Origin of the sequence: Clostridium celatum, assembly GCF_021412605.1 — a bacterium.
GTDB lineage: Bacteria > Bacillota > Clostridia > Clostridiales > Clostridiaceae > Clostridium > Clostridium celatum.
Genome location: NZ_JAJKGM010000055.1, coordinates 1 through 14,927 on the forward strand (window position 1 = coordinate 1; position 14,927 = coordinate 14,927).

Genomic DNA, 14,927 nt, shown 5'->3' on the forward strand with positions numbered 1-14,927 from the left:
TAATAAATTAATATATTTTAAATTATATTACATATTTGTATAAAATTAAAGACTACTGACACTTTGTCAGCAGTCTGTAAATTAAATAGAAGGACTATATCAAAAGATATAGTCCTTCTATTTAATTTCCTGCTGGATTATAATGTTCACTTGAAACACCTTGTGGTTTAACTGATTTATGTTTAGCATTAGGATTATGATTATGTCCCTCTTCAGTTATTGGTGTTTGATAATTACACTTTTCCATTCTAGCTTGTTTATTATCTGGTTGACTGTCTTTTGGCATAGATTTACCTCCTAATATATGACTATTCAAAATATAGTATGTACAATCTTGTATGGATTTATCCAAAATTAAATATGTTTATATTGTATAGCCAATAATATGAACAATAAAGTATATAATTATTTAGGAGAGAAGCTAAAAAAAATTAAAAATATAAATAAAAAGTATGGAATAAGCTTATAAAGAAATGTTAAGAACATATGTTCAGAGTGCGTATTTTTAGCATTTTATTATTAAATTATTAATAATGCTATTATAAAGATATAAATAAATTAAATAAAAGTTAAATTTAATAATAAATTTATTTTTTTAGATATATTCTTTTAAATTATAACTGCTTATTAAAATAAAAGTGAGATTATATATTTATACAATCTCACTTTTAAATTTAGATATTCTAATTTTAAGGGATCAATGCTTAAAGCCCTAATACATCTTCCATATTATATAGGCCAGCAGTAGTAATATTAGACATATATTCACAAGCTTTTAATGATCCAATTGCAAAAACATCTCTTGATATAGCTTTATGAGATAATTCTATTACTTCACCAGTACCAGCAAATATGACATCATGATCACCTACAATTGATCCACCTCTTATAGCATGAATTCCAATTTCATTTTTTTCTCTTTTCTTTTGTCCATGACGTCCATTTATATAATTAGTTTCTTCTTTAATAGAATCACGGATACTATCTGCTAATAATAAGGCGGTACCACTAGGAGCATCTACTTTTTGATTATGATGTTTTTCTATTATTTCTATATCATAATTACCATACAATAAAGGAGTAATTTTTTTTAGCAAAGAATTAATAAGATTAACACCTAGAGACATATTAGCAGATTTAAATATAGGAAGAGTAGTACTAGCATCTTTTATATAATTCAAATCTTTATCAGTATATCCAGTAGAACATAACACAATAGGTTTTTGGGTTAACTTTGTTAATTCTATTAAATCGTATAATGCATCAGAACGAGAAAAATCTAGTAAAACATCATATTCAATATCTACATCTAATGGGTTTTTAAAAACAGGAATTCCTATTTCTTTAGGAAATTTATCTATACCTGCTTCTATTTTTAAATTTGGAAATTCATTTATAACATTTCTTATCACAGTACCCATTTTTCCACAACAACCGCTTAAAAGTATTTTAACCATAACTAACTCCCTTATATCAAATTATATTTTTTTAATGTGTTTATTAATATTTCTTTATTAGAATCATTCATTTTATATAATGGTAATCTCAAATTTCCTACATCTTTCCCTATTATATTAAGAGCTGTTTTAATAGGAATAGGATTTGTTTCTATAAATAAATCATTTATTAGTTGAAGATAATTTAATTGTAAAGTAGTTGCTTTTTCAGTATCTCCATTTAAATATGAAGACACCATATCATGAATTACTTTAGGAATTATATTAGCAGCTACAGAAATTACACCAATACCTCCAAGTGATAATAAAGGAACAATTTGATCATCATTACCTGAATATATATCTATATCCGGACAAATAGATTTCATTTTAGCAATTTGACTAAAGTTTCCACTAGCTTCTTTAATTGCAATGACATTTTTTAATTTACTTAATTTTAATAGCATGTTTGGCGTAATATTCATATTAGTTCTACTTGGAACGTTATATAGAATAATAGGAGTATTAACAACATCATTTACTTCCTTAAAATGCATAAATAATCCTTCGTCATTGGTTTTATTATAATAAGGAGTTATTAATAATAAACCATCAACACCAACAGATTCAGCATACTTACTCATTGTAATAGCTGATAGTGTATTATTGCCACCAGTACCAGCGATTACAGGAATTCTTTTATTAACTACATCTACAGTAAATTTAATAGTTTCTTTTTTTTCACTTTCTGTCATTGTAGTAGCTTCACCAGTAGTCCCACAAATTACTATTGCATCTGTACCTTCTTTAATATGCCATTCTAATAATTCTTTTAATTTATCAAAATCTACACCACTTTTAGTAAATGGTGTAATTATAGCTACACCAGAACCTGTAAAAATAGACATAATATATCCTCCTAAAAATTATTTGTTATTAATTAGATATTCAGCAATTTGAACTGCATTTAGTGCAGCACCTTTTCTTATGTTATCAGCGACAACCCAAAGGTTTAAACCATTATCAACACTAAAATCACGTCTTATTCTTCCTACATAGACATCATCTTTTCCATTTACATCAAGTGCCGTAGGATATTTTAATTCTTTAGTATTATCATATACAGTTAACCCCTTAGTTTCTTCAAAAAGTGTTATAATATCTTCAATATTAAAGGATTTTTCAAGTTCAACATTTATACTTTCACTATGACTATTTAAAACAGGTACTCTTACAGTAGTTGCTGTTATTTTTAAATTAGGTGAATGAAGTATTTTTCTTGTTTCTTCAATCATTTTCATTTCTTCTTTGGTATAACCATTATCTAAGAAGACATCAATATGAGGAAGACAGTTACCTGCTATTGGATAAGGAAATTTTTTTGGTGAAATACCTTTTAAACCATCTTCTAAATCTTTTATACCTTGCATACCAGCACCAGAAACTGCTTGATAAGTTGAATATACTATTCTTTTAATTCCATAATTGTCAATTAGAACTTTAAGTGGTACCATAGCTTGAATTGTTGAGCAATTTGGATTAGCTATTATTCCTTTATGCAATTTTAAATCTTCAGGATTTACTTCAGGAACAACCAGTGGCACTTCTTTATTCATTCTCCAGGCACTAGAGTTATCAATTACAATAGCACCATAAGATGCAAAGATAGGAGCATATTTTAAACTTGTATCTCCACCAGCGGAAAATAAAGCAAAATCGATTTTTTTATTTTTTATATTATCTTCACATGTTTCTTCAACTAAATAATCTTGTCCTTTAAAAGGTAAATATGAACCATGAGATCTTTTTGATGCAAAAAGATAAAGATTTTCAATAGGAAAGTTTCTTTCTTCTAATATTTCTAAAAATTTTCTACCTACATTTCCTGTAGCCCCAACTATTGCTATATTATACATTGTATAGCAACCCCCTTTGTTAAATTTAATACTTTTATATAAAAAAATACCTTGAGCATAGCACTCAAGGTATAATTTAACTTAATAAAAATTTCCTTAAATGATAGCTCATCACATAATAATGTGACAGAAATATGCATATTATACATACTTCCAGCTATATAACATTAAAGCTTTTGTTATATGCTTCGGCGATAAATCCTTTCATACTAATTTAACATGCTTAAATCCTTAGTAGTACTCTTAAGTACCGCACCTCTATCTAAATATTATTTAATTATCTAAATTATACCTTTTATGCATTAAATTATCAAGGTAAAAAATAGAAAAAACGTATCTGATTTATTATATGAAATATTTAGTGCTTTGAAACAAATAATATGATGAATAAATAGATATTTATAGGAGAAAATATTAAATATAAAATTTATAGGGGGAAATATAATGAGTAAAACACCACTAAAGAAAATAATAAAATCAAAAATTAAAACAAATAAACAATTAAATGAACAAGAATTGCTTAGAGAGAAAATTAAATATGAAATAGCTGAAGAATTAGGATTAAGAGATAAAGTTGATGAGTATGGATGGGGTGGGTTAACAGCAGAAGAAACAGGACGAATAGGAGGAATAATGACACGTAGAAAAAAAGAATTAAAGCTTCCTACAAATGATCAAATTCTAGGAAGAAAATAATGGATTGACTAAAGTCTCAATTACATAGTAATATAAATGTTAGAAATTTATATATCGATGTTATTTTGTGTAGAATAGTTAATTAAATTTGAATTAAAAATACTGTAAGGGGGGATATCATGGCTTATGGAGAATTTGCTAAAATTTATGATGAATTAATAAACGAAGATATTAATTATGATAGTATGGTAGAGCGAATATTAGAAATTTGTAATTTAAATAATGTAAATTTTGAAGATTATCTTGATATTGCTTGTGGTACAGGAAATGTTACTGTAAGAATAGCAAAGCATTTTAAAAATATATATGGTGTAGATTTGTCAGAAGATATGTTAAATGAAGCTTTTGATAAATTAAAAAGCAATAAAATAAGAGGCAAAATAATTTGTCAGGATATGACTAGTTTAAGTTTAAATAAAAAATTTGATTTAATTACCTCTGTTTTAGATTCTACAAATTATATAACAGATGTAGAGGGATTAAAAAATTATTTTTGTGGAGTACATGAGCATTTAAAAGATAATGGATTATTTATTTTTGATATAAATTCATATTATAAGTTATCAGAAATTTTAGGTAATAATATCTATACATATAGTGAAGAAGAAGTTTTCTATACATGGGAAAATTCCTTTGAAGAAGAGATATTATCTATGTTCTTAACTTTCTTTGTTAAATATGGGGATCTTTATGAAAGATTTGAAGAGGAACACTTTGAAAGAGCATACAAAGAGCAAGAAATAGAACACTATTTAAATGAAGCAAATTTAGAAGTTATAAATAAATTTGAAGGTTATACAAAAAATGATGTACAAGCAAATAGTGAAAGAATTGTATATGTAGTAAAAAAGAAAATGTTAATGGAGGATTAATTAATGAGCGATAAAATTATTAGAGCAGTGGCTAAGGATGGAATGGTAAGAATAATAGCTGGGACAACAACAGAGTTAGTAGATACAGCTAGATCTATACATGAATGTACACCGGTTGCAGCAGCTGCACTAGGAAGAATGTTAACTGCAGGAGCGCTACTTGGAGCAACATTAAAGTCTGAAAATGAAGTTATGACTTTAAGAATAAATGGTGGCGGAGATGCTGAAGGTGTAGTAGTTACAGCTTATGAAGGTGCAAAGGTAAAAGGATATATAGGAAATCCATATGGTGATTTACCACTTAATGCAAATGGTAAACTTGATGTTGGTGGATATATAGGTAAAAATGGTAACTTAATGGTTATAAAAGATCTAGGACTGAAGGATCCATATGTAGGTCAAGTTCCAATACATTCAGGAGAAGTAGCAGAAGATTTAGCTTATTATTTTACAGTTTCAGAACAAACTCCATCAGCAGTATCACTTGGAGTTTTAGTAGATACTGATTATTCAATAAAAGTTGCAGGTGGATTTATAATTCAAATGTTACCAGGTGCAGATGAGTTTTTAGCAGATATCATAACATATAGATTGGAAGAAATACCATCTTTAACAACAATGTTGAATGAAGGGAAAACAATGGATGATATCTTAGATTATATCTTTGGAGATATGGATCTTAAAATATTAGAAGAAATGAAACCAGAATTTAGCTGTAATTGTTCAAGAGAAAAGGTAGAAAAGGCTTTAATATCTATTGGGGAAAAAGATTTAAAAGAAATATATGAAGAAGGAAAAAATGAAGAGTTAAAATGCCATTTCTGCAATAAGACTTATGTTTTTACATCTGAGGAAATTGGTGAAATGTTAAGCCAAATGAACAAATAAATTATAATAATAAAAAGGAAGTTTTAATAAAAAAACTTCCTTTTTATTATTATATAGGTGTATAAGTTAAAATTAAATAAAAGTTTGATGAATTAATAGAGAATATAAAATAAAAAAATGTAATAAAAAAGTTTATAATTTTTATCATAAAAAGCACATAAAGCTTAAATACTTAATCAACAATCAAAGTCGCAGAACGTATTATATAAGAGGTTATAAAACAAATAAACTTCCTCTATCTACTAGCTTTCCATCATTTAGATAAATAGGTTTTACATCATACTTGTAAAGAAATTTTTTAATTTCTTCACCAAAGGAGTAGTGCTCTAATGAACCAAAGAAGGCCATAGTATTATCGTTGATCATTCCACCTACACCACCTATAAATCCATAGTTTAAGCCTGGTAAAATTATATCGCCAAAAGGTAAATATAAAATTTCAAAATCCTCAGATAATAAAGTCTTATATATACCATTATCATTAGTTATAATTACATTTTCTCTAATAGGAAGTATAGAACATTTGCTATAACCTTGTTTTATATTTATTAATTTTTTATCCCTTGAATGATTTAATATAATCTCATCGGTAAATTTTAAATTGTGGACAAGATAATTTTCAGTAATGTAGGCGTTAAGGGAAATATTATTAGGATATTTATGTGATAGTCTAGACGAAGCTTCTATAAAATTTATATTTTTTTCAGTTAGAATATCTTTAAAATTTTGAGGAAGATTTTTATTTATTATAATTTCCTTTTTAGATTTATTTAATATATTTAATTGAATATCAACATGACCATCAATAGCTGAATAAAGATTGTGATCTTTTGGAATCTTTATTATATCAAAATTTAAATTTTTTAAAGACAGTAATTCTTCATCACTTATTCTGTAATCAACAAAACAAATCATTTTTATCTCCTTAAGTAAGTTTCTAAATCTTCGATTTAGTCAAACGAACTTACACCTATGAACGAATGTGAATAGGTGTTTCATATGTACGTTTCTAAATCTTTGATTTAGTTAGACAAGCTTATACTTGTGAGTAAATTTCAATAGGTATTTCATTATTAATACCTTAAATATAAGATAAATAAATTTTATTAAAAAATCAATATACAAATTTTTTAATACATATAAATTTTAAGTATATAGATAATTTTTTAATACATACTAATATTAAGAAAGGAGTGAAATCCATGCTAGTTATGAAATTAGTGCATAATAATGACTTAGACTTAGTCAAGGAACTACAAGAACTTAGGGAAATATTAAAGAAAAAAGATATTACTATTGGTCTTGTAGAAAGTGGTGAAGGTAGTACACATTTGATTAAAATTATGTGCAATGAAGAATGTTATAATGAAAAAGTAAAGAAAATGATATATTTATATATAAGTAATATACTTTATAATGTAGTTATAGAACAATATAGAAAAAAAGAACTATTTAATTTTTTAACTGATACATTTTTCTTTTTGAAGCAAGAGGAAATAATTGAAGTAGAAGAAAAAATAATGAATGTTTTAAAAGGAGACGAAAGTGTAAAAGAAGAAAATATTGTTTTCTGTATGAATAAAATTAATGAAATAATTGAAAAAATAAAAACATGTTTAGAAGAAAATGATGAAATTAATATAAAGGGTTTTATAACCTTTAGAATGAAAGAATTACGGGAAGATATAGAAGATATAATTGATAAAGTGGTAGAAGAGTATATGGTTGAAAAAGAGTATAAAGAATTTGTTAAACTACTAAAGTATTTTGTTGATATACAAGAAAGTAAAATTTATAAAATAAATATTTATATTACAGATAATGGTGGATATTTATTGAAAGATGAATATGGAAATGATATATTCAGTGAATTTATAAAAGAGCTTTCTGAATGTAAGATAGATTCAGAGGCTAAAATAGAAGATATAATAATTAGTGGTTTAATTACTAATGCACCCAAACAAGTTGTAATTCATAATAAGGATAAATGCTTAAACCCAGAATTTATAGAAACTATAGTAAATGTATTTGGAGATAGAGTATTTTATTGTGCAGGATGTGAAAAATGCATGCCTTCAAAAATAAAAATATAGTTTATATATTAATGCGACTTTTGTCGCATTTTTTTATATATTATATATATATTTAAGATATAATTTAAGTGAATAATAACAAATACTACAAATTATTATTAATATAAAAATAGTGAATATCTATGAAAAACTAGACAAAGATGGTAAAATACATGGTGAACTTTATAATATTTTTTTATAAATGGAGTAAAATAATAAATATGTGTAAAAATGTGGAGGTGAAAAATTGAATTGGAATTTTAGAAAAAATATTAAATTAAAAGGAGTACAAATATTAGCTTTAGGATTTATAGCAGTAATATTAATAGGGAGTATAATATTATCATTACCAATTAGTTCATCTAGTGGAGAAAGCACTAATTTTTTAGATGCATTATTTACTGCAACTTCAGCAGTATGTGTAACTGGGTTAGTAACAGTAGACACAGGTACGCATTGGAATGTTTTAGGCCAAACAGTAATAATGTTATTAATTGAAGTTGGTGGATTAGGATTTATGTCCTTTACTACATTAATTGCTATTTTATTAGGTAAAAAAATTACCTTAAGAGAAAGACTTATACTGCAAGATGCTATGAATACATTTAATATTCAAGGATTAGTTAGAATGGTTAAATACGTTCTAATGTTTACAGTATCTGTTCAATTCTTTGGAGCGTTATTATTTTCAACGCAATTTATACCACAGTATGGTTTAAGTAAAGGGATGTTTTATAGTGTATTCCACTCAATATCTGCATTTTGTAATGCTGGATTTGATATTTTTGGCAACTATAGCAGTTTAACGGGATATAATTCTAATATTGTTGTTATTATAGTAGCTTCTGCATTAATAATAATTGGAGGCCTAGGATTTACAGTTTGGAGTGAATTATATAATTCTAAGAGCTTAAGAAGAATATCACTTCATTCAAAAATGGTAATACTAGTGACTACAATATTAGTATTTGGAGGAGCTGCATTAATGTTTGTATTTGAACATAAAAATCCAAATACTATTGCAAATATGTCTTTTATTGATAAAGTTATGAATTCATTTTTTGCATCAGTTACTCCAAGAACAGCAGGATTTAATAGTATACCTATTGATGGAATGACCACTGCAGGTATATTTTTGACAATAATTTTAATGTTTATAGGTGGATCACCTGGTTCAACGGCAGGTGGAATTAAAACAACAACAATAGGTGTTTTGTTTATTACTGTAATTTGTGTTATCAAGGGTAGAGAGGATACCGAAGTATTTAATAGGAGATTTTCAAAAGATCTAGTATATAGAGCATTTACATTATTTTTCTTAGGTGCAGGACTTGTAATTACAGCAACTATGTTATTATCATATACAGAAAAAGGTGCTAGTTTTATATCACTTATTTTTGAAACAGCATCAGCTTTTGGTACAGCTGGATTAAGTATGGGATTAACTTCAGAGCTTAGCAATATAGGGAAGGTATTAATAATGATACTTATGTATTTAGGAAGAGTTGGTCCATTAACAGTAGTATTATCTTTAACAAAAAAGAGAGTTAACAGTGGAGTTAAATATCCAGAAGGAAAAATTTTAATAGGTTAGGGGAAGTAAAATGGCAAATAATAAACAATTTGTAGTTATAGGATTAGGAAGATTTGGTGAATCAGTAGCTAAGACATTATATTCATTGGGACATGATGTATTAGCTATAGATATGGATGAAGATTCAGTACAAGAGATTTCAGACTCTGTAACACATGCAGTTCAAATGGATGCAACTGATGAATCAGCACTAAGAACACTTGGACTTAGAAACTTCGATGTTGCAGTTGTTACTATTGGTTCTAACATACAAGCCAGTGTAATGATAACTTTATTAGTTAAAGAACTTGGGGTAAAATATATTATTGCAAAAGGTCAAAGTGACTTACATGCAAAAGTATTATATAAAATAGGTGCTGATAGAGTTGTTTTACCAGAGAAGGATATGGGAGTAAGAGTTGCACATAATTTAGTGTCAGCTAGTATACTTGATTTTATAGAGCTTTCACCGGACTATAGTATAATGGAACTTAGAGTTTTAGATGAATGGGATGGAAAAACTTTAAATCAATTGAAATTAAGAAGTAGATATGGTATAAACATTATGGCTATTAAAAAGGGAGAAAGTATAAATATTTCACCTAATGCAGATGATGTAATATCAAATAAAGATATAATTGTAGCAATTGGCTCTACAGAAGATTTGGCAAATTTAGAAGATATGTTGGTTAAACAAAAGTAAGAGGTGTAGATTTGATTTTAATCGAAAGTAAAGAAAATACATTATTTAAATATACAAAAAAATTAAAAGAAAGAAAGTATAGAACTAAAGAAAATAAATATATAATTGAAGGATTTAGATTAGTTCAAGAAGCATTTAAAGCAAAGTGTAATATTGAATATTTAATAGTAAATGAAAATGGAAAAGATAAATTAAATGATTATTTAAATGAATATATGGATAATATTAAAATATATGAAATGAAAAATGAGCTGTTTATACAATTAGTTGCTACTGAAAATACACAAGGGATTATTGCAGTGGTAAATATAAATAATTCTATAGATGATATAAAAGGTGATTTTTATTTATTATGTGATAAAGTTCAAGATCCAGGTAACTTAGGGACTATAATAAGAACTGCTCATGCAGCTGGTGTAAGTGGAATTATTTTAACTAAAGGGACAGTAGATATATATAATGATAAGACTATACGATCTACTATGGGATCAATATTTTATACTCCAATTATTTACGATAATGATTTAAGCTTTTTAAATAAATTAAAAAGTAACGATTTTAGTTTAGTAGCAACATCATTAGAGGAATCTAAAAACTTTTTTGATGAAGACTTAAGTGGGAAAATAATATTATCTGTTGGAAATGAAGGAAATGGAATAAGTGATGAAATTTTCTCATTAGCAGATAAGAAGGTGAAGATTCCTATGCCAGGTGGTGCAGAATCATTAAATGTTGGGGTAGCAACTTCGATTATTTTATTTGAAAAAGTTAGACAAAGTCTTTGTAAAAACAAAATTTAAACAAAGTATTGAAAAAAATGTTGGATATTTGTATAATTAGTTGTAAATGAATATTTAAAGACAATGAATGAGAAAGTAGATATAATGAAGTGTACAGGGAGAAAAGACCTTAGACTGTAAGTCTTTTTACAGGAATTTATATTGAAGTTCCCTCAGGAGTCCTAGCTGTGAAATAATAGTAGTGGTTAGCGGGTAAAGCCGTTATTTAAATTAAGATGGATATTAAAGTTAGTATAATTTTATATTAACTAATATCAATTAGGGTGGTAACGCGGATATTCCGTCCCTTTGTGGGACTGAGTATCCTTTTTTTATGGGAAATTTTATAAGAATATACAATTGTTTATGAATAATTAATATAACAAATATTTTTAATAAGATAAAACCCCATTAAAATTTTATTAAAGTAAGAAGGGAGAACCAAAAATGCAAGAAAAATTATTAGCAATAAAAGAAGCTGCTTTTAATGAAATATCTACTGCAGAAAACAGTACTACATTAGAAGAAATAAGAGTAAAATACCTTGGTAAAAAAGGTGAACTTACTACAATATTAAGAGGAATGGGTTCATTAACTCCAGAAGAAAGACCAGTAGTTGGTAAGTTAGTTAATGAAGCTAAAAATGAAGTCGAAGCAAAATTAGAGGAAGCTGTTACTAAAATAAAGGAAAAAGAAAAAAATGCTAAACTTGCTAGTGAAGTTATAGATATATCTCTTCCAGGTAAAAAGCAAGTTATAGGTAAGAGACACCCACTTGATTTAACATTAGAAAGAATGAAGGAAATATTTATATCAATGGGATTTAGTATAGAAGATGGTCCAGAAGTTGAACTTGATCATTATAACTTTGAAGCTTTAAATATTCCAAAGGATCATCCAGCAAGAAGTGAGCAAGATACTTTCTATATTAATGATAATATAGTTTTAAGAACTCAAACTTCTCCAATTCAAATTAGAACAATGGAGAGTCAAGAACCGCCAATAAAGATGATATCTCCAGGTAAGGTTTATAGATCAGATGCTGTAGATGCAACACATTCACCAATATTCTATCAAATGGAAGGTTTAGTAATTGATAAAGGAGTTACTTTTGCAGACTTAAAAGGAACTTTAGAATTATTTGCTAAAAAGATGTTTGGAGATAAGGTTGTAACTAAGTTTAGACCTCACCATTTCCCATTTACTGAACCATCAGCTGAAATGGATGCAACTTGTTTTGTATGTGAAGGAAAAGGATGTAGAGTTTGTAAAGGAAGCGGATGGATTGAAATCTTAGGTTGTGGAATGGTTCATCCGAATGTTTTAAGAAACTGTGGAATTGATCCAGAAGTTTACAGCGGATTTGCTTTTGGTTTTGGTGTAGATAGAATGGTTATGCTTAAGTACGGTATTGATGATATAAGAGCATTATATGAAAGTGATATGAGATTTTTAAATCAATTTTAATTAGGAGGTAAAGTAAGATGAAAGTACCATATAATTGGCTAAAGGACTACGCTGAAATTAACGTAGATCCACATACATTAGGAGATAAATTAACTCTTTCAGGATCAGCTTTAGAAGAGGTTATTATACAAGGTGATAATATAAAAAATGTTGTTACTGGTAAAATTACAAAAATAGAAAAGCACCCAGATGCAGATAGATTAAATGTTTGTCAAGTTAATATAGGTGCAGATGAAGAAATTCAAATAGTTACAGCTGCAACTAATATGAAAGAGCAAGATATAGTACCAGTTGCTCTTCATAAGTCAATTTTAGCTGATGGAACTGAAATTAAGAAAGGTAAAATGAGAGGTGTAGTATCTAACGGTATGTTCTGTTCTGAAGAAGAGCTTGGAATTGCTGGAGATGAGCCAGTACACGGATTAATGATTTTACCAGAAGATGCTCCACTAGGAATGGATATTAAAGAATACTTAGGATTAAATAAGGCTATATTAGATTTTGAAATAACTTCAAATAGACCGGATTGCTTAAGTATAGTTGGTATGGCTAGGGAAGCAGCTGCGACTTTAAGAACATCTTATAAAATGCCAAACTTTAATTATGAAGCTAAATGTTCTTCTAATATTAACGATGAATTAAAAGTTGAAGTTAATGATGAGTTATGTAGAAGATATATGGCTAAAGGTGTTAAGAATGTTAAAGTTGAACCGTCACCAAGTTGGATGCAAGAAAGACTTTTAGAAGCAGGGGTTAGACCTATAAATAATATAGTTGATATTACTAACTTTGTAATGTTAGAGCTAGGGCAACCAATGCATGCATTTGATGCAAGACAAATAGAAAGTAAGACTATTGTTGTTGAAAGAGCTTTAGATGGCGAAAAATTCACAACTTTAGATGAAATAGAAAGAGAATTAGATTCAAGCATATTAATGATTAAAGATGGTTCTAAATCAGTTGCAGTAGCAGGAATTATGGGTGGACTAAATTCAGAAATTCAAGATGATACTACAGAAGTAATATTTGAGTCTGCAAACTTTGAAGGAACTAACATAAGAGTTAGCTCTAAAAAGTTAAACTTAAGATCAGAAAGTTCTTCAAGATTTGATAAAGATATAGATCCAAACTTAGCAAAACTTGCAATAGACAGAGCTTGTGCTTTAATTTGTGAATTAGGGTGCGGTGAAGTTATGGAAGGAACTATCGATGTTTATAATGCTGTAAAAGAAGAAGGTTCTATGACTGTAGATTCTAATTGGATAAATAAATTCTTAGGAACTGAAATTTCTAAAGAGGAAATGAAGAGTGCTTTAGATTCATTAGATTTAAAAGCAGAATTACAAGGGGACGATTTAGTTATAACTATTCCAACATTTAGAATAGATATTGCTATAAAAGAAGATATTGCAGAAGAAGTTGCAAGAATTTATGGATATGATAAAATTCCTACAACTATATTTAAGGTTTCAACTGAAAGAGAACCAAAACACAAGAATGAATTATTAAATGATAAAGTAATAGAAGTAATGGTTGGTAGCGGTATTAATCAATCTATTAGTTATTCATTTGTATCGCCTAAGGTGTTTGATAAAGTTAATATACCTGCTGATAGCGAACTAAGAAATGTAGTTAAAATAAAAAATCCATTAGGTGAAGATTACAGCGTTATGAGAACAACTACTTTACCTTCAATTATGGAATCTTTAGGAAGAAACTATTCAAGAAATAATGACTATGTAAGATTATTTGAAATTGGAAGAGTTTACATTCCGAATGAAGATGAAACTAAATTACCTACAGAAAAGAATATTTTAACTATCGGTATTTATGGAGATTGTGATTATTTAGATCTTAAAGGTATAGTTGAAAATGTAATTGATGGATTAGGAATAGCTAAAGCTAAGTATGTTAGAGAAAGTGAAAACCCAAGTTATCATCCAGGAAAAACAGCTGCTCTTATGGTAAGAAATAAGAAGGTAGGTGTATTTGGGGAAATTCATCCTGATGTAACTGAAAATTATGGAATAGACGTTGATTGTTATGTTGCAGAACTTGATTTAGATGCTTTATTTGAAGCTTCAAGTACAACAAAGACATATAAGCCACTTCCAAAATTCCCAGCAGTTACTAGAGATATAGCTTTATTATGTGATGATTCTATATTAGTTGCTGAAATAGAAGAAACTATAAGAAAAGCCGGTGGAAATTTAGTAGAAAAAGTTCAATTATTTGATATATACAAAGGTGCACAAATACCAGAAGGAAAGAAATCTATAGCTTATGCAATAGCGTATAGAGATGAAAAGAAAACTTTAGAAGATAAAGATATTGCCAAAGTTCACGATAAGATATTAAAAGCTTTAGAGCATAAACTAGGTGCAGTTTTAAGATAATTAAAGCTAAATAAAATTAGAGCCTAATATGATATATTTATATCATATTAGGCTCAGTTTGTTGAAAAACCCCCTGTTTAAAAACAGAGGGTTTTTCTATTATTAGTTGTGGATAAAATTTAATATTAA

14 protein-coding genes, 1 riboswitch and 1 other annotated feature are annotated in these 14,927 nt (G+C 27.5%); of the genes, 9 read left to right on the forward strand and 5 right to left on the reverse strand.

Annotated features, from left to right (window positions below; translation table 11 throughout):
* Positions 1-121: 121 nt before the first annotated feature.
* The 4 genes from LPC13_RS15440 to LPC13_RS15455 all read right to left on the reverse strand — a co-directional run bounded on the left by LPC13_RS15440 (position 122) and on the right by LPC13_RS15455 (position 3,352).
* Positions 122-286, reverse strand: a complete 165-nt coding sequence (locus tag LPC13_RS15440; protein WP_005214858.1) for a hypothetical protein — start codon at positions 284-286, stop codon at positions 122-124.
* Between the two features lie 418 nt (positions 287-704).
* Positions 705-1,457 (reverse strand): 4-hydroxy-tetrahydrodipicolinate reductase, encoded by a 753-nt coding sequence (gene dapB, locus LPC13_RS15445; RefSeq protein WP_005214860.1) that lies wholly within the window; start codon positions 1,455-1,457, stop codon positions 705-707.
* An 11-nt stretch (positions 1,458-1,468) separates the two neighbouring features.
* Positions 1,469-2,344, reverse strand: coding sequence for a 4-hydroxy-tetrahydrodipicolinate synthase (gene dapA, locus LPC13_RS15450; RefSeq protein ID WP_005214862.1), 876 nt, complete (start codon positions 2,342-2,344; stop codon positions 1,469-1,471).
* Between the two features lie 18 nt (positions 2,345-2,362).
* Positions 2,363-3,352, reverse strand: a complete 990-nt coding sequence (locus LPC13_RS15455; protein ID WP_005214863.1) for an aspartate-semialdehyde dehydrogenase — start codon at positions 3,350-3,352, stop codon at positions 2,363-2,365.
* 96 nt (positions 3,353-3,448) lie between these two features.
* A riboswitch (Lysine riboswitch) is annotated at positions 3,449-3,621 on the reverse strand.
* Between the two features lie 175 nt (positions 3,622-3,796).
* Here LPC13_RS15455 and LPC13_RS15460 point away from each other — a divergent pair.
* The 3 genes from LPC13_RS15460 to hslO all read left to right on the forward strand — a co-directional run bounded on the left by LPC13_RS15460 (position 3,797) and on the right by hslO (position 5,808).
* Positions 3,797-4,048, forward strand: a complete 252-nt coding sequence (locus LPC13_RS15460) for a small, acid-soluble spore protein, alpha/beta type (RefSeq protein ID WP_005214867.1) — start codon at positions 3,797-3,799, stop codon at positions 4,046-4,048.
* Positions 4,049-4,167: 119 nt separating this feature from the next.
* Entirely contained in the window at positions 4,168-4,920 is a 753-nt protein-coding gene (locus LPC13_RS15465; RefSeq protein WP_234088984.1) for a class I SAM-dependent DNA methyltransferase, read from the forward strand.
* A gap of 3 nt (positions 4,921-4,923) precedes the next feature.
* A complete protein-coding gene (gene hslO / locus LPC13_RS15470; protein WP_195245393.1) occupies positions 4,924-5,808 on the forward strand; it encodes an Hsp33 family molecular chaperone HslO in 885 nt (294 codons plus the stop codon).
* Between the two features lie 213 nt (positions 5,809-6,021).
* Here the strand turns inward: hslO and LPC13_RS15475 are convergent, their stop codons facing one another.
* Positions 6,022-6,723 (reverse strand): DUF6873 family GME fold protein, encoded by a 702-nt coding sequence (locus LPC13_RS15475; protein WP_005214872.1) that lies wholly within the window; start codon positions 6,721-6,723, stop codon positions 6,022-6,024.
* A gap of 287 nt (positions 6,724-7,010) precedes the next feature.
* Here LPC13_RS15475 and ytxC point away from each other — a divergent pair, with 287 nt between their 5' ends.
* From ytxC to pheT, 6 genes are all read left to right on the forward strand, one after another.
* Positions 7,011-7,901: a putative sporulation protein YtxC gene (ytxC, locus tag LPC13_RS15480; protein WP_005214874.1), complete on the forward strand. Its 891-nt coding sequence runs from the start codon at positions 7,011-7,013 to the stop codon at positions 7,899-7,901.
* A gap of 226 nt (positions 7,902-8,127) precedes the next feature.
* Positions 8,128-9,474: a TrkH family potassium uptake protein gene (locus tag LPC13_RS15485; protein ID WP_005214879.1), complete on the forward strand. Its 1,347-nt coding sequence runs from the start codon at positions 8,128-8,130 to the stop codon at positions 9,472-9,474.
* 10 nt (positions 9,475-9,484) lie between these two features.
* Positions 9,485-10,156, forward strand: a complete 672-nt coding sequence (locus LPC13_RS15490; protein WP_195245433.1) for a potassium channel family protein — start codon at positions 9,485-9,487, stop codon at positions 10,154-10,156.
* A gap of 11 nt (positions 10,157-10,167) precedes the next feature.
* On the forward strand, positions 10,168-10,956 hold the full coding sequence (locus tag LPC13_RS15495) for a TrmH family RNA methyltransferase (protein ID WP_005214890.1): 789 nt from the start codon (positions 10,168-10,170) through the stop codon (positions 10,954-10,956).
* 54 nt (positions 10,957-11,010) lie between these two features.
* Positions 11,011-11,247: a binding site (T-box leader), on the forward strand.
* A gap of 135 nt (positions 11,248-11,382) precedes the next feature.
* A complete protein-coding gene (gene pheS / locus LPC13_RS15500; RefSeq protein ID WP_005214892.1) occupies positions 11,383-12,402 on the forward strand; it encodes a phenylalanine--tRNA ligase subunit alpha in 1,020 nt (339 codons plus the stop codon).
* A gap of 17 nt (positions 12,403-12,419) precedes the next feature.
* Positions 12,420-14,798, forward strand: a complete 2,379-nt coding sequence (pheT, locus tag LPC13_RS15505) for a phenylalanine--tRNA ligase subunit beta (protein WP_234088985.1) — start codon at positions 12,420-12,422, stop codon at positions 14,796-14,798.
* The last annotated feature ends 129 nt before the right edge of the window (positions 14,799-14,927 follow it).